At 72.2% G+C, this 19,149-nt stretch carries 18 protein-coding genes and 1 pseudogene; 11 read left to right on the forward strand and 8 right to left on the reverse strand.

The annotated features are described in order from the left end of the window. Nucleotides 1-98: 98 nt before the first annotated feature. Nucleotides 99-1,535 carry a purine-cytosine permease family protein gene (locus ACRYR7_RS06685; RefSeq protein WP_432571297.1) on the reverse strand — a complete coding sequence of 479 codons (1,437 nt, stop codon included), beginning with the start codon at nucleotides 1,533-1,535 and terminating at the stop codon, nucleotides 99-101. Nucleotides 1,536-2,398: 863 nt separating this feature from the next. On the opposite strand from ACRYR7_RS06685, the gene ACRYR7_RS06690 reads away from it, so the two are divergent. Next, entirely contained in the window at nucleotides 2,399-3,388 is a 990-nt protein-coding gene (locus tag ACRYR7_RS06690; RefSeq protein WP_432571298.1) for a helix-turn-helix transcriptional regulator, read from the forward strand. Nucleotides 3,389-3,696: 308 nt separating this feature from the next. Here the strand turns inward: ACRYR7_RS06690 and ACRYR7_RS06695 are convergent, their stop codons facing one another. The 5 genes from ACRYR7_RS06695 to ACRYR7_RS06715 form a co-directional block, all read right to left on the reverse strand. Next, the gene (locus tag ACRYR7_RS06695; RefSeq protein WP_432571299.1) at nucleotides 3,697-4,491 is read right to left on the reverse strand and encodes an ABC transporter ATP-binding protein; all 795 of its coding nucleotides are present in this window, start codon (nucleotides 4,489-4,491) and stop codon (nucleotides 3,697-3,699) included. A gap of 91 nt (nucleotides 4,492-4,582) precedes the next feature. Next, entirely contained in the window at nucleotides 4,583-5,539 is a 957-nt protein-coding gene (locus ACRYR7_RS06700) for an ABC transporter ATP-binding protein (protein WP_432571300.1), read from the reverse strand. 10 nt (nucleotides 5,540-5,549) lie between these two features. Next, on the reverse strand, nucleotides 5,550-6,713 hold the full coding sequence (locus ACRYR7_RS06705; RefSeq protein WP_432571301.1) for an ABC transporter permease: 1,164 nt from the start codon (nucleotides 6,711-6,713) through the stop codon (nucleotides 5,550-5,552). After that, a complete protein-coding gene (locus tag ACRYR7_RS06710; RefSeq protein ID WP_432571302.1) occupies nucleotides 6,710-7,771 on the reverse strand; it encodes an ABC transporter permease in 1,062 nt (353 codons plus the stop codon). The genes ACRYR7_RS06705 and ACRYR7_RS06710 overlap by 4 nt, the downstream gene beginning before the upstream one ends. Further along, nucleotides 7,768-9,444, reverse strand: a complete 1,677-nt coding sequence (locus ACRYR7_RS06715) for an ABC transporter substrate-binding protein (RefSeq protein ID WP_432571303.1) — start codon at nucleotides 9,442-9,444, stop codon at nucleotides 7,768-7,770. The genes ACRYR7_RS06710 and ACRYR7_RS06715 overlap by 4 nt, the downstream gene beginning before the upstream one ends. A 578-nt stretch (nucleotides 9,445-10,022) precedes the next feature. Between ACRYR7_RS06715 and ACRYR7_RS06720 the strand changes: the two genes are divergently transcribed. From ACRYR7_RS06720 to ACRYR7_RS06735, 4 genes are all read left to right on the forward strand, one after another. Continuing rightward, on the forward strand, nucleotides 10,023-10,211 hold the full coding sequence (locus ACRYR7_RS06720; protein ID WP_432571304.1) for a hypothetical protein: 189 nt from the start codon (nucleotides 10,023-10,025) through the stop codon (nucleotides 10,209-10,211). Nucleotides 10,212-10,215: 4 nt separating this feature from the next. Further along, on the forward strand, nucleotides 10,216-11,628 hold the full coding sequence (locus tag ACRYR7_RS06725) for an amidase (RefSeq protein WP_432571305.1): 1,413 nt from the start codon (nucleotides 10,216-10,218) through the stop codon (nucleotides 11,626-11,628). Between the two features lie 287 nt (nucleotides 11,629-11,915). Continuing rightward, on the forward strand, nucleotides 11,916-12,098 hold the full coding sequence (locus tag ACRYR7_RS06730) for a hypothetical protein (RefSeq protein ID WP_432571306.1): 183 nt from the start codon (nucleotides 11,916-11,918) through the stop codon (nucleotides 12,096-12,098). Then, nucleotides 12,095-13,528 carry an amidase gene (locus ACRYR7_RS06735; RefSeq protein WP_432571307.1) on the forward strand — a complete coding sequence of 478 codons (1,434 nt, stop codon included), beginning with the start codon at nucleotides 12,095-12,097 and terminating at the stop codon, nucleotides 13,526-13,528. Before ACRYR7_RS06730 ends, ACRYR7_RS06735 begins: the two co-directional genes overlap by 4 nt. 203 nt (nucleotides 13,529-13,731) lie before the next feature. Here ACRYR7_RS06735 and ACRYR7_RS06740 read toward each other — a convergent pair whose 3' ends face one another. Then, on the reverse strand, nucleotides 13,732-13,947 hold the full coding sequence (locus ACRYR7_RS06740; RefSeq protein WP_432571308.1) for a hypothetical protein: 216 nt from the start codon (nucleotides 13,945-13,947) through the stop codon (nucleotides 13,732-13,734). A 31-nt stretch (nucleotides 13,948-13,978) separates the two neighbouring features. On the opposite strand from ACRYR7_RS06740, the gene ACRYR7_RS06745 reads away from it, so the two are divergent. The 5 genes from ACRYR7_RS06745 to ACRYR7_RS06765 all read left to right on the forward strand — a co-directional run bounded on the left by ACRYR7_RS06745 (nucleotide 13,979) and on the right by ACRYR7_RS06765 (nucleotide 16,568). Next, complete coding sequence (locus ACRYR7_RS06745) at nucleotides 13,979-14,347, forward strand: hypothetical protein (protein ID WP_432571309.1); 369 nt, start codon at nucleotides 13,979-13,981, stop codon at nucleotides 14,345-14,347. An 80-nt stretch (nucleotides 14,348-14,427) separates the two neighbouring features. Next, nucleotides 14,428-14,640 (forward strand): hypothetical protein, encoded by a 213-nt coding sequence (locus tag ACRYR7_RS06750; RefSeq protein ID WP_432571310.1) that lies wholly within the window; start codon nucleotides 14,428-14,430, stop codon nucleotides 14,638-14,640. 300 nt (nucleotides 14,641-14,940) lie between these two features. Continuing rightward, nucleotides 14,941-15,441, forward strand: a complete 501-nt coding sequence (locus tag ACRYR7_RS06755) for a hypothetical protein (protein WP_432571311.1) — start codon at nucleotides 14,941-14,943, stop codon at nucleotides 15,439-15,441. A 161-nt stretch (nucleotides 15,442-15,602) separates the two neighbouring features. Beyond that, on the forward strand, nucleotides 15,603-16,100 hold the full coding sequence (locus ACRYR7_RS06760) for a VOC family protein (protein WP_432571312.1): 498 nt from the start codon (nucleotides 15,603-15,605) through the stop codon (nucleotides 16,098-16,100). A 210-nt stretch (nucleotides 16,101-16,310) separates the two neighbouring features. After that, nucleotides 16,311-16,568: a DUF4287 domain-containing protein gene (locus ACRYR7_RS06765; protein WP_432571340.1), complete on the forward strand. Its 258-nt coding sequence runs from the start codon at nucleotides 16,311-16,313 to the stop codon at nucleotides 16,566-16,568. Between the two features lie 368 nt (nucleotides 16,569-16,936). On the opposite strand, the gene ACRYR7_RS06770 is transcribed toward ACRYR7_RS06765, so the two are convergent. Beyond that, nucleotides 16,937-18,022 (reverse strand): Lsr2 family DNA-binding protein, encoded by a 1,086-nt coding sequence (locus tag ACRYR7_RS06770; protein ID WP_432571313.1) that lies wholly within the window; start codon nucleotides 18,020-18,022, stop codon nucleotides 16,937-16,939. 238 nt (nucleotides 18,023-18,260) lie between these two features. Between ACRYR7_RS06770 and ACRYR7_RS06775 the strand changes: the two are divergent. Next, nucleotides 18,261-19,107 (forward strand): annotated as a pseudogene (locus ACRYR7_RS06775) (carbon-nitrogen hydrolase family protein). The last annotated feature ends 42 nt before the right edge of the window (nucleotides 19,108-19,149 follow it).

Below are 19,149 nucleotides of genomic sequence, written 5' to 3' on the forward strand. Positions count from 1 at the left end.
TGTCAGGGACCGCACGGCGTCCCTGCCGCCGAAGGTGTAGACCAGCGCGCTGGCCGGCAGGTCGGGGTCGTTCTCGTGCGAGATGGTCGACAGGGTGCTCACAGGAGTGCCGCCTTGTGCTGAGAGGTCGGTTTCGGTGTGTTCGCGGGAGTGTAGAACCGCCCGCGCGTCATCACGGTGAGGACGACGTGCACCACCGGTCCGGTGAGCATGGCGATGAAGGAGGCGTAGTAGCTCGGGTACACCCCGATCAGTCCCAGGGCGCCCAGGGCGACGGCCACCGCCATCGAGATGATCCCGCAGGGATTCCAGTTGCGAATGCGGCCCTCCTCGTACTCGATCTCGCTGGATCCGGCCAGCTTGAGCACCTTGCGGCACACGTAGTAGTCCGCCAGCAGGATGAAGATCCAGGTGTTGGTCATGATGCCGGTGACAGCCAGGAACGTATCGGTGTACTGCAGCACGTTGACCGGGTAGAGCACTACACCGAGCACGAGCAGCCCGAACATCCACCAGTTGCGCCGGATGCCGCGGGCGGAGAAGGCGTCCCAGGTGTTGGAGAAGGCCAGCGAACCGGAGTAGAGGTTCATGACGTTGATGCGGATCTGCGTGATGATGGCGAAGATGACCCCCAGCAGACCCATCACCACCGCGAAGGTGTACCCGGGGTCCGTGGAGAGCAGCTCGGCGTCCGCGGAGGTGAAGGTGGGGTAGATGCTGAAGGCGATGAACGCCCCGAAGACCATGACGATGCAGATCATGAACATCTCGCTGAACATGATCGAGGACGTGCCGCCGTAGGAGATGTCCCGGCGGGAGAAGCGACCGTAGTCGGTCGCCAGCAGTGCCTGGAAGACGATCTGGCCGTTGGCCAGAGAGAACGCCTGCCACATCACCGTCGGGTCCTCGGGGGTGGTGCTCTGCCACTGCCCCGGCCCGACCAGCTGGTAGCCCTGCGCGAGCATCACCATGCCGACGATGAAGAGGACCAGGAAGATCGGCATGCCGATCTTCTGCAGCACGTTCATGGAGTGCATGCCGCGCCACGCGCAGTACAGCGCCACCGCCCCGACCAGCGCGAAGACCGCACTGGCCGTCGGCGAGTTGATCCCGACGCCGAAGAACTCGCTCAGGGCGTGCGAGACGATGCTGCCCTCGAAGATGAAGTAGAAGATGTAGTTGATGCCGTAGATCAAGGAGGCGACGGCCGACCCCTTGGCCCCGAAACCCAGCCCCCGCGTCAGCAAGGCCATGCTCAGGCCCTGCTTGCTGGCGATCTTCATAATGAGCGCTCCGAGGAGCGTGGCCATCAGCAGCATGTAGCCGATGGGCAGGAGCATCTGCGGCCACCCGACAAGGAAGCCGATCTGCCCACCCAGCGAGAACCAGAACATCGCGGTGACGTTCCCGGTCAGGATCAGGACGATCGCCAGGGAGGGCCAACGCTGGTCGGCGGGAACCCTGGTCGTGGCGTAGCTCTCCATCTGATCGTCGATGGAGGTCGCGGGACCGCGGAACGCGTCCTTCAGGGCCATCGTGTTCCTCTCTGTGCTGCACCGCTGCGGTGTGTCCTCGACACACCGTGCCGTATCGCCGATGGATCGACGATGCATCGAGTTGCTGGACTCAGCGGGACGCTAACCTCCGAGCGTCAGCGACCACCATCGGTCGGCTGACGTATTCAGCGGATCACCCGTGCACACCCTGCACCGCGCAAGCTCCACGTGCCGGCCCGGCAGCTCGCTCTTTGCCCACCGGTCCGGTCCCGAGACGCCGACCTGCACGTACTCGCGCTCATCGGGGCACCGGCGAGCACCTCCTCTGCACAGCTGCCTGCGCCGCTTGCTGACTCAGCAGCGCCCACGCGCCGGGGCGGGCACAGCCCTGCTCGTCGCAGCGCAACAGCAGGCGCTCTGGTGGCCGCGCCTGCCCGCCTGCCCACCTGCCCACCTGCCCACCTGCCCACCTGCCCACCTGCCCGCCGTGACGCCTTCCCGCCCAGCGGGCCACCGCGACACCTCCCCCGCCCAGCGGGTCAGGGCGACGACTCCCCCGGCCAGCTGGTGAGCGGTGCCGCCCGGACCGCCGGCCGCCGCCGGCGGGCACCGGCGCGGGTGTCGGCTGCGACGCCGTGCTGGCCGGTACCAGTTGGTGCACGTGCCGCAGGAAGTCTCAAGGTCAGGACCGGCAGCGGGAGCCGACACGGTCAGTGCCCGGCCGCTGGTGCGTCATCGCCCTGGGCCCCCGTCCCTCACGGTGCTCGCACCCTGCCGGAGGTGACGTGCTCGCGGACACGTGCGGGCGTGCTGCACACGCGGATGCGCTCGGGAGGTAAAACCTTCGTTTCGACCGTGTTGCCCCGGCGCTGTGCGCATCGAGGGGGACCTACCGTCGGTGCATGGACTGGCAGACGGCAGCGGTAGCTGCCGGCCGTGTGGCCGCAGCGACCCTCGGTGAGGCTTCTCAGCGCGAGCGAGCACAAGATGCTCTGCACGAGCTGCACGCGCTGGTGCCCTACGTGGGAGCCTCGCTGGCCAGTTGGGACGAGAGCACCGGGCAGCACCGCGTCGTGGCCGACGCCGGCTACCACGACGAGGCGCTGAGCCGCCTGAACGGCCAGTTCTACCTGGACGACCCGACCTGGCACGTGACCTTCGCGCGGCGCAGCCCGGTGGCCTGGCGCGACATGCCGTTCACGCCCTCGTCCTCGCCGATCATCCGGGAAACCCTGCAGCCGGCGGGCTTCCACGAGGGTGCCACCGCCCCCTTCTTCCGCTCGAACGGCTCCTACGCCGGAATGCTGACCTTCAACACCGAAGCCGCCAGCGACTTGAGCGACAGCGCGCTGGAGATGCTGCGCCTGCTCTCACCCCGCCTGGGCACCGTGGTGGATCGTGTCGATGCTGCCGAGCTCGCCGATGACGATGCGCTGCGCCTGGCCGTGTGCCCCAACGGCACGTGCACGTCGCTGGACGACCAGCGCGAGGCGCCCGCGGAGCTGGTGGAGTGCCTGCCCCGGCACATGGCGCACCTGCCCCAGCTCACGGGCTCGGACTCACCGGTCGCCTTCCTGGTCTGGCAGGCCGGGCAACGTGCGCCGTGGCGGGTGGAGGTCTCCCGCACGGCCAGCTCGGGGTTGCCGGTGCTCGTGCGTGCGCTGCGCGCCCCCAGCACCGCGGGTCTGTCTCGCCGGGAGCTGGAGGTGTTGGCCGGGCTGGTGGCCGGCCTGTCGAACCAGGAGATCGCCGACGTCCTGCACGCCAGCCGCCGCACGGTCTCCACGCACGTGGAGCACGTGCTGAGCAAGCTGGGTGCGCGCAGTCGCACCGAGGCCGCCACGCGCGCGCTGCGCGACGGCCTGCACCTGCCCGGTCCCTTCCTGGCCTGAGGAGAGCCGGCGGTCACCAGCCCCGGCTGAGGCTGTGCCTGTTCGAGGGTGGTGCACCGGCCGGCGGCCACCGGCCTGGCGCGCTCGCGGGTGCGCTCGGTGCCGCCGTGCGCTTGCGCGGCAGCAGCCGCCGGCGCGGCCAGCCCCATCGCCGTGCACGCAGCTCGACGACGGCGCGGCAGGTGGCCCTGACCGGTCGCTCGTCGAGGCCGCCGACGTGCGCTGGGGCGGAGCCCACCGGCGCCGAGCCGGGCGTGGACCACCATCGTGGCCGGGCGCGGCGCTGGAGTGGGCGCTGGCGGGACCCATCACGGTTGCGCCGCCAGAGCCGGCTCCAGGACCGCCTCGAGCAGCAGGCGGGTGGTGTTGGAGCGTGGAGCGGTGAGCAGCTGGTCCACGGGCCCACTCTCGACCAAGCGGCCGCGCTCGAGGACGCCGGCGTGGTCGCACATGTGCTCCACGAGAGCGAGGTGGTGCGTGACCAGCAGCATGGTCAGCCCTCGCTCGGCCTGCAGCTCCTTGAGCAGGTTGAGGACCTGGGCTTGCACCGACACGTCCAGGGCAGCGGTGGGCTCGTCCAGCACCAGGAAGTCCGGATCGGTGATCAGGGCCCGGGCGATGCCCAGGCGCTGGCGCTGGCCACCGGAGAACTCGTGGATGTAGCGCTCCAGGTGCGACTCCTGCATGCCGACGCGCTCGACCAGCTCCACGACCTTGCGGCGCGCCTGGCGCCCGGAGGCCAGGGAGAACTGGTGCAACCCGTAGAGGATCTGATCACCCACGGTGCGCCGGGGGTTGAAGGCGGAGCCGGAGTCCTGGAAGACCATGCGCATGCGCGCGCGCAGCAGGAGCAGCTGCTTGGGCGAGGCCCGCACGATTTCGTTGCCGTCGAAGTCGACCGATCCTGCGCTGGCTCGCTCCAGGCCCAGCAGCATGCGGGCGGTGGTGGTCTTACCCGAGCCGGACTCCCCGATCAGGCCCCACGTCTGACCGCGGTGGATGTCGAAGGAGACACCGTCGACGGCGGTGAAGGCGCCGAAGCGCTTGCGCAGGTCGCGCACGACGACCAGGTCTTCGTACTTGCCCTTCGGTTCCACGCTCACCCCTTGACTCGCTTCGCACTCGTCGTGGACCTCGCAGCGGGTGCCGCTGCAGATGTCACCCATGCGCTCATGCCCGCGCTCACGCCGGCGCTCATGCCTGCACCGCGCTGAGGACCTCGGAGAACTCGTGCAGGCGTCGCTGCTGACGCGGCACGGCGCGCTCGGCGGGCGTCAGCCGCAGGCGAGGCACGGCCTTGACCAGGGCCTGGGTGTAGGCGTGCTCGGGAGCACCGAGCACGCGCGCGGTGCTGCCGGTCTCCAGCACTTCACCGCGGCGCATGACGGTGACGGTGTCGCACACGTGGGAAACGACACCGAAGTCGTGCGTGACCAGCAGGATCGCGGTGCCCAGCTCGGCGTTGATCGACAGCAGCAGGTCCAGGACCTGCTTCTGCACGGTGGCGTCCAGCGCGGTGGTGGGCTCGTCGGCCAGCAGCAGCTGGGGTCGACAGGCCAGCGCCAGGGCGATGACCACGCGCTGGCGCTGGCCACCGGACAGCTCGTGCGGGTACGCGCGCATCCGCCGGCGCGCCTCGGGCAGGGCCACCAGCTCCAGCGACTGCAGGGCTTGGGCCTTGGCACTGGCCCTGTCCAGGCGCTGGTGCCGGCGCAGCACCTCCACCAGCTGCGCGCCGATGGTGAAGGAGGGGTCCAGCGCGCTCATGGCGTTCTGCGAGACCATCCCGATGGAGCGGCCGCGCAGCGCGCGCATCTGCGCGGCGGACTTGGTCAGCAGGTCCTCGCCGCGAAAGAGCAGTCGCCCGGAGGTGATGCGTGCTCGCCGGGTGCCCAGCAGCCCCAGGACGGCCAGCGAGGTGACGCTCTTGCCGGAGCCGGACTCGCCCACCAGGCCGTGCACGCTGCCGGCAGCCACGTCCAGGTGCACACCACGCACGGCGTGCACGATGCCGCCGTCGGTGTGGAAGTCCACGCTCAGGTGCTGCACCTGCAACAGGGGCGGTGCGGTGCCGGCACCGGTGACGGGGGCGGTGACGGGGGCGGTGACGGGGGCGGGGCCGGTGACGGGCTCGTGCAGCGGGTGGGTCACGGTGTCCTCCTCAGCTCGTCTGCTTGCGCGGGTCCAGGGCGTCGCGCAGGCCGTCACCGACGAGGTTGAAGGCCAGGGCGACGATGAGGATGAGCAGACCGGGGATGGTCGCAGCGTGCGCCTTGCCCTCCAGGAGCACCGAGGCACCGTCGGAGGTCATGATTCCCCAGTCCGGTGCGGGCGGGACGATGCCGACACCGAGGAAGCTCAAGCCCGCAGCCACCACGATCATCAACCCGCACAGCGTCGTGGCGTACACCACCAGGGCCGAGACGACGTTGGGCAGCAGCTCGCGCAGCAGCACGTGCCGGGTGGGGGCACCGCAGGCGCGGGCGGCCTCGATGTACTCCTTGCCGGCCTCTTGCACGGTGGAGGTGTAGGCCACCCGGGCCATGTAGGGCACCAGGGTGATGCCGATGGCCAGCATCACGTTGCCCAGCCCGGCGCCCAGCACGGCCGACAAGGCGATGGCCAGCAGCACCAGGGGGAAGGCGAACAAGACGTCCAGGCAGCGCATGATGACCTCGCCGGTGCGGCCGCGGGCGTAGCCAGCGACCATGCCGATCAGCAGGGCCAGGGGGAAGACGACCAGCACCGGCAGCACCGCCACCAGCAGCGAGTAACGCCCTCCGAACAGCAGGCGGGCCAGCACGTCGCGGCCCTGACCGTCCAGGCCCAGCGGGTGCCCGGGGGTGCCGATGCCCGCCAGGCGGGCGGTGGCATCACCGGCGGTGGGGCTGTACGGGGTCAGCAGCGGTGCCAGCAGCGAGGCCAGCGTCACCACGACCAGCACGGCCAGGGCCACCACCGCCACGCGGTCGCGGGTGAAGGCGCGCACGGCCAGGCGGGTGCGCGAGGGGCGCTGGGTGGGGCGGGTACCGCGCTGACGCGGCAGGCGCGCCACCACGGGTGCGCTCAGCACCTGCGCACACGCACCGGCGGGTGCCTGCGCACTCACGGCGGGTGCCTGGGCACTTGCACCAGCCTGTGCGTCGACGCCGGTGCCGGAGTCGACGCCGGTGCCGGAGTCGACGCCGGTGCCGGAGTCGACGCCGGTGCCGGAGTCGACGCCGGTGCCGGTGCCGGGGTCGATGCCGGGGTCGATGCCGGGGTCGATGCCGGGGTCGGCACCGGTGCTCACGGCGGCACCGGTGCGCGGGGTGCTCTCACTCACGCGCGTGCTCCCTTCCGGGTGCGCGGATCCAGCAGGCCGACGCAGACGTCGGCGAGCAGGTTGACCAGCACGAAGGCCAGCGCCACGAAGAGCGTGCCGGCCTGCACCACGGGCAGGTCGCGCTGGGTGATGGAGGTGTACAGCTGCTGGCCCAGGCCGGGCCAGCCGAACACCACTTCCACGAAGATCACCCCACCGAGCAGGTAGCCGACTTGCAGGCCGATGACGTTGACGATGGGCGGCAGGGCGTTGCGCAGCCCGTGCCGCCACAGGATGGAGGCCTCCGACAGGCCCGAGGCGCGCAAGGTGCGGATGTAGTCCTGCTGCAGGACGTCGACGAAGACGCTGCGGGACATGCGGGCGATGACGGCCAGCGGCACCAGCGCGGCCGCGACGGCCGGCAGCGCAATGTGGGCCAGGACGTCACCGGCGCCGCCGGGCTCACGGGTGTCGTACATGCCCGAGGAGGGCAGCCAGCGCAACCCCAGGGAGAAGACCCCGACCAGGACCAGACCGAACCAGTACACCGGAACGCTGGCACCGGCCAGGGTGAGGAACATCGCCACCCGGTCGAAGGCGCGGTACTGGTAGCGCGCGGCCAGGATGCCCAGCGGCACCCCGACGACCAGGCAGATCACCAGTGCGGCCCCGGTGAGGATCAGGGTGTTCTCGAAGCGGGGCACCAGCAGGGTGGACACCTCCTGGTTGACCGTCAAGGAACGGCCAAGGTCGCCGTGCAGCAGCCCGCCGAGGTAGTCGACGAACTGCACCGCCAGCGGGCGGTCCAGACCCAGCTCGGCGCGCACGGCCGCCACCGCCTCCTGGGTGGCACCGGCTCCCAAGACGGCGCGGGCCGGATCGCCCGGCACCAGCTGCAGCAGCAGGAAGACCACCAGGCTGACACCGAGCAGGATCAGCGCGGTGGAGGCGATCCTGCCCAGCGCGGCGCGCACGCGCCTGGCGCCGGCACCGCCGGCGCGCACGGGCGCCTGCGGCACGGGCGCGCCCGGCACGCCGGCGTCCTGCTCGCGCACGCTCTGCACGCTGCCGGCGCTCACGCGTCCGCCAGCCGCACGGAGCGCAGGTCGTACCACTCCTCGCTCGCCGAGACGAACCCCTGCACCCACGGCGCCAGCACGTACGGCGCCTTGTCGTTGACGATCGGGGCCAGGGCCGCGTCGTCGGTGACGATGTCGTTGGCCTGGCGCCACAGCTCGTTGGCGAGCTCCTCGTCGGTGGCGCGCACCGCCTGGTCCATCACCCGGTCCAGTTCGGGGTTGTCGTAGTAGCCCACGTTCGGGCCGTTGGGCGCCTGCAGCGTGCTGGAGGTGACGATGTACAGCCAGTAGGGGGTCGTCATCCCCCACGACATCTGCATCATGCCGGTGCCCTCCTGCGCGCCTTGCGCCCAGGTGGACAGGTAGGAGATCCACTCCTGCGTCTCGATCTTCACCGTGATGCCGACCTCCGCGAGGTTCTGCTGGATGTACTCGGCCATGGGGGCCGGGGTGATCTGCCCCGAGCCGTCCACCGAGGTCGTCAAGGTCGTCTCGAAGCCGTCGGCCAGACCGGCCGAGGCGAGCAGCTCCTTGGCCCTGGCCACGTCGCGGCGGTAGACGTCGGAGCGCTCCACGTAGGCGTCGTTGGCCGGTGCCTGCACGCCGTAGGCGGGGTTGACGGTGCCGGCGAGCAGGTCGCGGGCGATGCCCTCGCGGTCGATGGCCAGGTTGATGGCCTGGCGGACCTCCTTGATGCCGGTGTACCGGTCGCGCATGTTGAACGACAGGTACCACACGTGCGGCGGCACCCCCTCGGAGAGGGCGAACCCCTCGGCCACCAGGCCCTCGACGCTGTCGGGGGTCGGCACGGCGATCATGTCCACGTCGCCGCTGCGCAGGGCCGCCACGCGCGCCGAGGGGTCCGGCACGGGGCGGAAGACGACCGCGTCCAGCTGCGGCGCGGTGCCCCAGTACTCCTCGTTGCGCACCAGCTCGATGCGCTCGCCGCGCACGCGCTCAGCGAAGCGGAAGGGACCCGTGCCCACGGGGTGGTCGGCGACGTCGTGGCCGTACCGCTGGATCGAGGCCGGGCTCATGATGCACGTGGAGCCGTTGCCGCCCTGGGCGAGCATACGCAGGAACGGGGAGAACGGCTGGCTCAGGGACACCAGGACCGTGGCGGGGTCCACGGCGCGCACATCGGTGACGTAGCGCCAGATGTAGGCCGTCTGCCCGGCGGCTTTGGCTGAGTACTGCGGGGCGTTCTCGTCCCACATGCGGCGGATGTTGTACACCACCGCCTCCGCGTCCAGGGCGGTGCCGTCGTGGAAGCGCACCGCCTGGCGCAGGTGGAAGGTGTACTGCAGCCCGTCGGCGGAGATGTCCCAGGACTGGGCCAGGCCGGGCACCAGAGCGGGCACGGCCGCTTGGGAGGAGGCGGTGCTGAGGTCCTCATCCACCAGCGCCTCGAAGATCTGGCGGTTGATCCGGTAGGTGACCCAGCCGCCGGCCGCCTGCGGGTCCAGGACGTCCGCCTCAGACTCGATGGCGATGGCCATGACCTGCCTGCCCGAGCCGGCACCCGGGCGGGTCAGTGAGCGCGCGCACGCCGCCGGGGCCAGCGCGGCGCTCAGGCCCGCCACGAGCAAGCCGCGCCGGCCCACCGCCCGGCGCGGCACCTGGTGCGCTGCCGGTGCCGGCGGGCCGGTGGTGAGGGCACCTGCCTGGCTCACGTCCACCTCGTGGTGCTTTCGCACACCCACCTCCTCGTGCTCGGCACGTCGTGGTGCTGTGGGGCCCGGGAGGGTGGACGGCGACGGTGGCGTCACCCGGGCTGGTGGCCGGAACAGTAGGCGCGCGCCCAGCCGGTGCTGAATACGTCGACCGACGTATTCAGCTGCACCAGGGCCCAGCGCCTGCTCCTGCCAGGCTCGAGCAGCGCTCACGGGCCCACCCACGGCTCGAGCTGCCGGCACGAGCCCCGGGTCACCCGCCGTGGGGACGCAACCGCGCCGCGGGGGGGGCAGCAGGAGTGCGGGCCCAACGGGCCAGCGCTGGCACCAGGGGTGCTCGAGCGGTGTCCGAGAGCTGCCCCGCCGCAGCACCCGGCACGACGTCGCGGACGCTGCCCGGTGAGCCACGACGCCGCGGACGCTGGCCGGTGAGCCGCTGGGTCACGGTGCGATCCCCGCTGGAGTCGCCGCTCGGGGGTCGCCGGCGCGCGGATACGTCGAGCGACGTATTCCGCGGTGCACGCCCGGCTGGTTAGCGTCCAGGCACCTGACCGCACCGATCCCCTGTGGGAGGGATGATGAGCAGAGCTCTCGACGCCGCGATCTTCGCCGGCCTCGACAGCCTGACGGGTTTGCGCATGGACGTCGATCGCACGTCCGCGGCGCTCACGGCGTACAACGCCGCGCTGCAGACGCTGGCACCGCTGGACGCGGTGCCGCTCGGCGAGACAGCGCCCGCCGCCGCCTTCAACGCCGCTTGGGAGTGAGACCGTGGAACCGTACGAGCTGAGCCTGGCCGCCGCTGCCGCGCAGATCGCCGCCGGTGAACTCTCACCGGTCGAGCTGACCGACTCGGTGCTGGCGCGCATCGACACCGTCGAGGGCGACCTGAGCGCATTCGTCACCGTCACCGAGGAGTCGGCGCGCGCGCAAGCCGCCGCTGCGGCTGATGAGATCGCCCGCGGTGGCTACCGCGGCCCGCTGCACGGCATCCCGATCGCGCTGAAGGACCTGTACGAGACCGCCGGGGTGCTGACGACCTCCAGCTCCCAGGTGCGCGCCGGCTACGTGCCCGAGGCGGACAGCGCGGTGGCGGAGAAGTTCGGCGCCGCCGGCTCGATCATGGTCGGCAAGACGCACACCCACGAGTTCGCCTACGGCGCCACCACGCCCACCACGCGCAACCCCTGGGACACCACCCGCATCCCCGGCGGATCCAGCGGCGGCTCCGGTGCCGCGGTGGCCGCCGGGGAGTGCATGGTCGGCATGGGCAGCGACACCGGCGGCTCCATCCGCATCCCTGCCGCCATCTGCGGGGTCGTGGGCCTGAAGCCCACCTACGGGCGCGTCTCGCGCCGCGGCGTGGCCTCGCTGTCGTGGAGCCTGGACCACGTCGGCCCGCTGACGCGCACCGTGCAGGACGCGGCGCTGACCATGAACGCGATCGCCGGTTACGACCGCGCCGACCCTGCCTCGGTGGACCGGCCCGTGCCGGACTTCACCTCCCGCATCGGTCAGAGCATCGAGGGGTTGCGCGTGGGAGTGCCCACCACCTACTTCACCGAGCGCCTGCAGGAGCCGGTGCGCGACTCCGTCGCCGCAGCGGTGGCCCGGCTCGCCGAGCTGGGCGCGAGCTTGGTGGAGGTCGAGATCCCGATGGCCGCGCAGATCGGCGCGGTCGAGTGGGGCCTGATGCTGCCTGAGGCGTCGGCCTACCACCAGGAGGCGTTGCGGGCGAGCCCGGAACTGTTCACCGAGGAGACCCGCGCCCTGCTGGAGGTCGGTGAGTTCGTGCTGGCCACCGACTACATCAAGGCCCAGCGCCTGCGCACCCTGGTGCAGGCGGCGTGGAAGGAGATGTTCTCCTCGATCGACGTCCTGGCCGCCCCCACCCTGCCGCACACCGCGGCCGTGGCCGGTGAGCCCGAGGTCATCTGGCCCGACGGGGTGCGCGAGGGCACCACCGCCACGTACGTGCGCTACTCCCAGCCGGCCAACGTCACCGGTCTGCCCTCCATCACCGTGCCCACCGGTCTCGACCCCCAAGGCCTGCCCATCGGGATGCAGATCATGGGCCGTCCCTTCGAGGAGGAGGTCATCATCGGCGCCGCGGCCGCCTACGAGGCCACCTCCGGGCTGGGCGGTCAGCTGGCTCCGCTGCACCGCGAGCTCGCCGTCGTCTGAGCCGTCCGCCCCGTGCGCGGACGCACCCCCCACCGCGCACGGGGCACGGGGCACCACCAGGGGGACTCACCCACCGGAGCGCCCACGCCCCGCAGTCACACCCCGCAGTCACACCCGCAACGCTGCTTCAGCCCTGCGCCAGAACCTCGCGCACAGCGCCGATCCCTGCGTCGAGCCGGTCGCCACAGTGCCACGGCGCCACGGCGTCGAGCAGCCGAGCAGCCGAGCAGCCGCGCAGCCCGATCCCGGGCCTGCAGTGCCGCCGACCCCCACCTCCAGGAGCGTTCATGACTCCCGAGCACGTCCACGCCGCCGCCGTCCACGTCGGCCTGCCTCTCGACGAAGAGCGCGCGCAGGCTGTCGCCGAGCTGCTCAGCCAGTGGCTGCCCGCAGCCGAGCAGCTCAACGAGCGCATGCGTGCGCAGGCCATGGCAGAGGTCGCGCCCATCACCGTGTTCGCGTCGGCATGAGCGCCGGCACGAGCGAGTCGATCGAGGTGCTGGCAACGCCGAGCACCGGCCGCCAGGGGCGCGACCTGACCCGGGCTGCGCAGCTGGTCGCCACCGGGGAGCTCTCCCCCGTGCAGCTGGTGCACGAGTGCCTGCAGCGCGCCGAGGCCGGTGCCGCCGCCAACGCGTTCACCGACCTGTTCGCCGAAGACGCCTTGCGCGCCGCCAGAGCGCTGCAGGAGCTCTTGCACGCCGGGCACCGCCTGGGCCCGCTGCACGGTGTGCCCGTCGCGATCAAGGACAACATCGACATCGCCGGCAAGCGGAGCACCGCGGGCAGCTCGATCCTCGCCGATCGGGTGGCCAGCACCGATGCCCCGGTGGTGGCCAAGCTGCGCTCGGCCGGCGCGATCGTGATCGGTCACACCGGCATGCACGAGTTCGCCTGGGGCGGCACCTCCGACAACCCGCACACCGGCACCGTGCGCAACGCCTACGACCTCGAGCGCACCCCCGGCGGCTCCAGCGGGGGCTCGGCCGTGGCCGTGGCCCTGGGGGCGTGCTGCGCCGCGCTGGGCACCGACACCGGAGGCTCGGTCCGCCTGCCCGCCGCGCTGAACGGCGTCACCGGCTTGCGCCCGGGCATCGGGCGCATCGACGTCACCGGAGTCGTGCCGCTGGCGTGGAGCATGGACACCGTCGGGCCGATGGCCCGCAGCGCCCGCGACTGCACGCTGCTGACCGCCGTGCTCACCGGGCAGGCCGTCCCGGCCCGCCGGCGCTCGAACGCGCGAGGCCTGCGCATCGGCCTGATCGAGGGCTACTCCCTGACGCACCTGCAAGCGCCCGTCGAAGAGGCCTTCCGCTCAGCGCTGAACGCCCTCACCGGCGCTGGAGCGGTGCTCGTCGACGTCAACGTCGAGGACGTCGAGGGCAACATCTCCGCGCAACTGACCGTGGAGGCCGCCGAGCCGAGCACCTACCACCAGCAGTGGTTGCGCCAGCGCCCGCAGGACTACGGCGCGGACGTGCGGCTGCTGCTCGAAGCCGGGGAGCTGCTGCCAGCCACCACCTACCTGCAGGCACAGCGCTACCGCTCCCTGCTGCGCGATCAGGTCCTGCAGGCCTTGGAGGTGAGCGACGTGCTGGCTACACCCACCCTGCCCTTCACGGCCACCCCCATCGGCGCCAGTACGGTCGAGGTCGTTCCGGGTCGGCCCGAGCCGGTGCTCTCAGCGATCATGCAGTTCACCGGGTTGCCCTCCCTGACCGGTCTGCCCGCGGTCAGCGTGCCGTGCGGCATCGACGAGGACGGGCTGCCGATCGGCATGCAGCTGATCGGCCGTCCAGGGGGCGAGATGGCACTGCTCGAAGCAGCAGAGGTGTTCCAGGAACTGACGCACTTCCACCTGCGCACGCCGACGTATCCGCTGGGCACTACAGAGCGCTGAATCACCGCGGTGGATCGGCGAGACGCGGCCGCGGACCTGCCGAGCGGTGCTGCAGGCCCCGCCGCGCTCATTGACGTCATCTCAGCACGCCCTTGCCACGCTCGCCCACCGCCCAGCGATGATGCCCGCGCCAACCGCGCACGCTCAGCGGAGATGCGCCAGGGGCCCCGCAAGCGGTCCAGAGTGCAGGGCCCCTGGAGTCGTCAGTGAGCAGTCACCACCGGAAAGTCACCACCGGAAGCCGGCGTGCGCGCCTCCAGGCCCAGCAGCACGAACGACGAGGACGCCAGCGTGATCAGGACAGCGCGGATGCGGTTCTCCTCGGCCCCCGGGTCCTGCTTGCCAGGGGTGCGGTGGACGGGGACGACGGTGGGCAGCGCGTCGTGATTCGGTGCAGGCGATCGGGTGACCCACCTCAAGACAGGCTCACAGCCTGCCGATGAGCTGACGGTGATCCCCGAGGACTTGGACGTCGCCGCGCCTGCCGGCGTGCGACTGCTGCCCACCGAGGCGCGCGACATGGTGCCCTCCGCGGTGCGCTGGGCCCAGGCCGTGCACACCGCGCTCAAGGCCGTGCCCTCCCAGGTGATGCTACGCCCGGCCCGGCGCTCCCCCAGCGCGGTGGTGTGGGTGCTGGCCGCCGCCGCTGACTTCGAGGACCGCATCCCGGCGTCCTTCACCGCCGCGGTGCTGGCCCGCGAGGCCGGTGTGGGGACGCGGGTGTGGCAGCAGCGCACCGCGTGGCTGCGTCAGCACGGCTGGCTGGAGCACGACGGGGGGCACCACCGCTCGGGGTGGCGGCTGCGGACGCCGGCGTGAGGACGTCGGCGTGAGGACGCCGACGTGAAGGGCGTGAGCAGCGTGAGCGGCGCGGTGGGCGAGCACGGCGGAGACGGCTCGTGAGGCGCGGGCACCAGCACCCCGAGGGTGCCCGGGCCTTCACGCTTCAGGAGACCATGCGCTTCCCGCACCAGGTGTGCCCCGGCTGCGGGCGGCGCAGCGAGTGGTGGACCTGGTACCGCCACCAGGACGACGGCGCCTGGTACCTGTCGGTGGGCCGCTGCCCGGAGTGCGACGGGGTGAGCCACCAGTGCGACGCACCAGCACGGTGACGCACGGGTGCGCTGATGCACGGGTGCGCTGATGCACGGGTGCGGTGGCTCGACGGTCAAAGGGTGGCCGGGCTGAGGACACCGGCACGCGGGATCCTGCACAAGGGCCCCTGCACGTGCGGTCGACACCGGTGATCTCGCACAGGCACTCCTCCGCGAGAGGTCCCGCGCGAGGGGTCAGCGCGCGTCCACTGGCGCTCAGCACCGCCGACGGGTGATGCTGGCCTGCGCCCGCGCCGAGAACGACGCCGGGTGTTCAGCGCCGACCCGCGGCGCCCGAGCACGCGAGGGGAGACAGGCGTGTCAAGCCACCGCACCCACACGGCGCTGACCACCGCCGCCGTCTCCTTCGCCACCCTGACGCTGATCCCGTGGGCCTTCGAGGCCAGCCGCACCCAGCGGGCGCTGCTGGTGGCCGGCGCGCTGCCCCTGGCGGTGCTCTTCGGCGCCATCGCCAGCTGGACACCCCCCGGGTCGAGTACGTCGACGGCATCGACCGCGCTGTCCTGCTCAGCCCCGGCCGGCGCGCCGGGCCCCGCAGTGGCCACCTCGCTCGCACTCACGCCGGCGGTGGCCAGCACCGCCGCGCTCTCGCGGGAAGCAGGCCCCGCAGGGTGTGCACCGCCCATGCTCCCTGCGCCACCACCGGACCTGCTCGAGCAACCAGACCCGCTCGAGCGACCCGCACCGGTGGCGGCCCGGATGGTCAGCTGGGCGCAGCTGCCCCCGCAGCTGCGCGCGGCCCTGGCCGCGGGACGCGCACACACGGCGCCCCGGCACACCTCGCACTTCCACAGCTGAGGCCGCGCCCCTGGAGCCCGTCCGGCACCGCGGAGCGAGGGCTCGGCACCCCGACACCCCATCAACAGCGGCACCGAGACCGGCACCGCGGCAGGCAGCACCAGCCGGACAAAACCGCTCGCACGGCAGTGCTGTCGGCGGCGCCGCCTAGCCTGACGAGCGTGGAGCAGCGGATCAGCCTGATCACCCTGGGAGTGCGCGACCTGGAGCGCGCGCGCCGCTTCTACGAGCAGCTGGGCTGGCGCGGGCAGCAGGTGCAGGAAACGGTCTTCTTCCAAGCCGGCGGCCTGGGCGTGGTGCTGTGGGACCGCGCCAAGCTCGCCGCCGACTGCGGCCTGGTCGATGACCAGCCCGACTCCCAGCCCGGCCCCCAGCCCGACCCCGTGAGCGGGCAGCCCACCGACCACGACCGGCCCACCACCTTCAGCGGCATCGCGCTGGCGCACAACGTCCACCAGCGCAGCGAGGTCGACGAGCTCCTCACCACCGCCCGATCCGCCGGCGCCACCATCACCCGCCCCGCCGCGGTCACCTCCTACGGCGGCTACGCCGGGGTCTTCACCGACCCCGACGGGCACGCCTGGGAGATCGCCCACAACCCCGGCTTCCCCCTGGCCGACGACGGCTCGCTCATCCTGCCCACCTTCGAAAACGGCTGAGGGCAACGGCGCGGCGGCGCAGCAGCCCAGCGAGCACCTCAGCACTGCGCTTCACCCGCCCACCCCACGGCCGGGCAGCACCGCCGGGCGGGTCCCGCCACCGGTGAGCCCCGCGACCGGTGAGGGTCTGCACCCGTGACGACCCCGCAGCACCGGTCGACCGGCACCACCGACCGCGATGAGCACGACGAGCACCCGCAGGAGGACCCCGTGCCCAGCACCGTCAAGGGACCCGCGTCGTACTTCCCCGCCATCGAGGCCAAGTACGGGCACCCGATCGCGCACTGGCAGCACCTGCTGCGCGAGCACCGCGCTCAGCACCCCGGCACCCGACACATGCAGCTGGTCGCCTGGCTGGGGGACGAGCACGGCATGGGCCACGGCCACGCCAACGCCCTGGTGGCAGCCACCCCGGCCACCCCGGCCACCCCAGCCGTCTCGCCCAACACGCCCAGCGCACCCGCCTGAGCTGCAGCACCCCGCCCGGAGCCGGAGCGGCCGCACCGGCCGCACTACGGGCACCTGGACCAGCGATCCGCGCGGTCCCCGTGACCCGCACGGCCCCCACCAGCCGCCCGCGAGCGCCGGCACCTTCCCCGCACCACCGCCGAGCGCTCGCGGGCACCCCTGCCGATCAGCACCCCGACCCCCGTGAACGGTGATCACCGACTCGACGGAGCCGGTGGCCACCGCTCACGGGCCGCCTCTTGCCCGCCGGTACCGGGTGAGCTGCACCCACGGCGCCACGCCGAGGGCTCAGCACAACGAGGGATCGGCGCAGCCAGGGATCGGCGCAGCCAGGGATCGGCGCAGCCAGGGATCGGTGCAGCCAGGGGTCAGTGCGCCGCCAGGTACTGCTCGCGCACGCTGGTGCTCAGCGGCCCGCGCGGCGGGACCGTGATGCCGTTGGCCGCCGCCCACTGCCGCACCAGGCGCGCGTCCAGGCGCGCAACGTCAGCACCGGCGCCGGGCACGCTGACGTTCCTCGCCCACGCCGGCGCGGAGGTCACCTCCTGCGCGGCCGGCTCCCCCGCCCGCCGCGGCAGCGCCTTCGTCGCGCTCTTGCCGCTCGCGCCCGAACGAGCCGCCCGCTTGGCCGCCCGCTTGGCCGCCGGTGCAGCACCGGGCGTCTCACCCGCGACCGCAGGAGCAGCTTCGGATGCACCAGTCGCCTCGGGCCCGGTGGCGGCACCGGCTCCATCAACCGGCGAGGCAGCCGTCGACGCAGTCACCTCGTCCAGGGGCAGCGGCTGCTGCCCCGGCACGTGCTCGAGCTCGTCGGTGCCTGCACCGCCGACCTCGCCGTCGACCTGGTCAGCGCTCGTGCTGGTGTCCGTACCAGTGTCCGTGCTCGTGTCCGTGCTGGGCGCAGCATCGGCCGTCTCGGCTCCACCCGGCGCCGCCGTTGCCGCGGTAGCCAGGTCCGGGCGTCCGGTGGCCTGGCCGGCCGCACGCGTGGCCTTGCGGCCGGACGTGCGGCTGGACGCGCGGCGGACAGTGCTCTTGGCGGCGGTGCGCGGCGTGCCGGATGTGCCCTTGCCGTCTGCGTCCTCGGCGGCTGTGGCCTTGGCTGCAGCCTTGGCAGCAGTGCCCGCCTTGGCCGCGGTGCCCGCAGTGCCCCCTGTGCCCGCCCTGCCCGCCGTGCCGCGCCGGCGGGAGGCGGGCGCAGCAGCGGTGCCGGTGCTGCTCGCGGAGGCCGCGGCGGTGGAGCCGGCGACAGCGGAGGTCAAGGCGGCGGGCAGGTCCTCCCAGCTGACGCTGAGCGGGCGCGAGGTGGAGGGATCCCACTGCACACCCTTGCCGCTGATGGTCAGGACACCGAAGCGGCGCCCGCCGCGCTTGACGGGCAGCTCCACCGCGCGCGAGCCGACGGTGATCGCGACGGGCAGGTTCAGCGAGATGGCGTGCTCGGATCTGGCCACGGCAGGACTCCGGTTCTCGTGCGCGGCGCGGCGGCCGCGGGGAGGGTGTTCGCTGGCCTCAGTGAACGCAGAACGATCACCGCGCGCAAGAGGTGCCGCCCGGTGCCGCCGATTGATGCTCCTTCCCGCTGGTGGCTGGCGGTGACGAGCACCGTGCGCTGGCTACCGGTGGAGCGGACCAACTGGATCTAGCAGGGAAGGCGCTTGAGGTGCCGGGACTACGCGGCGACGATCGTGCTTGCCGAGCGGCGTCACTCACGTCGACCGTGACCTCCAACGAGGACTGGAAAAGGCGCTGGGCGTCGGCGCCGCCGCCCAGCGCAGTGGCATCGACTTGCTGGTCCTGCCGAACGACACTCTGGGCAGCTACCTCGGCGACATGGGCGGCGATCTCGGCAGCGACCAGCTCCCGACGGCCATCCGCGCCGACGCACCTCAGATCACCGCCATCGCCGCGGCCGCGGGACCGGTGACGGTGTGCTTGGGTTACACCGAGGCCGAGGAGGTGCACGGCGATCCGCACTACTTCAGCGCCACCGTGTGCGTCAACGGGGACGGCGTGCTGGGACGGCGTGCTGGGACGGCACTGCAAGGCGCACCAGCCCGCAGGTGAATCCAAGGTGCTGGGCGCCGGTGACGGCTTCTGCTCCTGCGACACCCCCGTGGGGCGGCTGGGGATGCTCATCGACTACGACAAGACCTTCCCCGAAGCCGCCCGCTGCCTGGCCCTGGCCGGGGCGCACGCCATCGCGTGCCTGTCGGCGTGGCCGGCCAGCACGACCGACCGCACCTCCCGCCTGCCCGCCGACCGCCAATCACGGTTGTTCGACCTCTACGACAGCTCCCGCGCCGCGGAGAACCAGCTCATCTGGATCTCCTCCAACCAGACCGGCATCCAGGGCGACCTGCGCTTCCTGGGACAGGCCAAGGTCGTCGGCCCCAGCGGTGACGCGCTGGCCTGCACCGGGTCCAAGGGCGGACTGGCCGAGGTGCTGATCGACGTGGAGCACGAGGTGGCCCGGGCGCGGCGCACCCTGCACCACCTGGCCGAACGACGCCCCGGCACCTACCGCCACCAGTCGTAGCGCTGGGAGCACCGGGAGCGCCGGTTGATGGTGCTCGCACCA

This window comes from Kineococcus gurbantunggutensis, from assembly GCF_050871925.1.
In the GTDB taxonomy this organism is placed as follows: Bacteria; Actinomycetota; Actinomycetes; order Actinomycetales; family Kineococcaceae; genus Kineococcus.

Coding starts and splice junctions, on each gene's coding strand:
- ACRYR7_RS06685 (WP_432571297.1), bottom strand. CDS start 1,535: ATGGCCCTGAAGGACGCGTTCCGCGGTCCCGCGACCTCCATCGACGAT.
- ACRYR7_RS06690 (WP_432571298.1), top strand. CDS start 2,399: ATGGACTGGCAGACGGCAGCGGTAGCTGCCGGCCGTGTGGCCGCAGCG.
- ACRYR7_RS06730 (WP_432571306.1), top strand. CDS start 11,916: ATGACTCCCGAGCACGTCCACGCCGCCGCCGTCCACGTCGGCCTGCCT.
- ACRYR7_RS06720 (WP_432571304.1), top strand. CDS start 10,023: ATGAGCAGAGCTCTCGACGCCGCGATCTTCGCCGGCCTCGACAGCCTG.
- ACRYR7_RS06735 (WP_432571307.1), top strand. CDS start 12,095: ATGAGCGCCGGCACGAGCGAGTCGATCGAGGTGCTGGCAACGCCGAGC.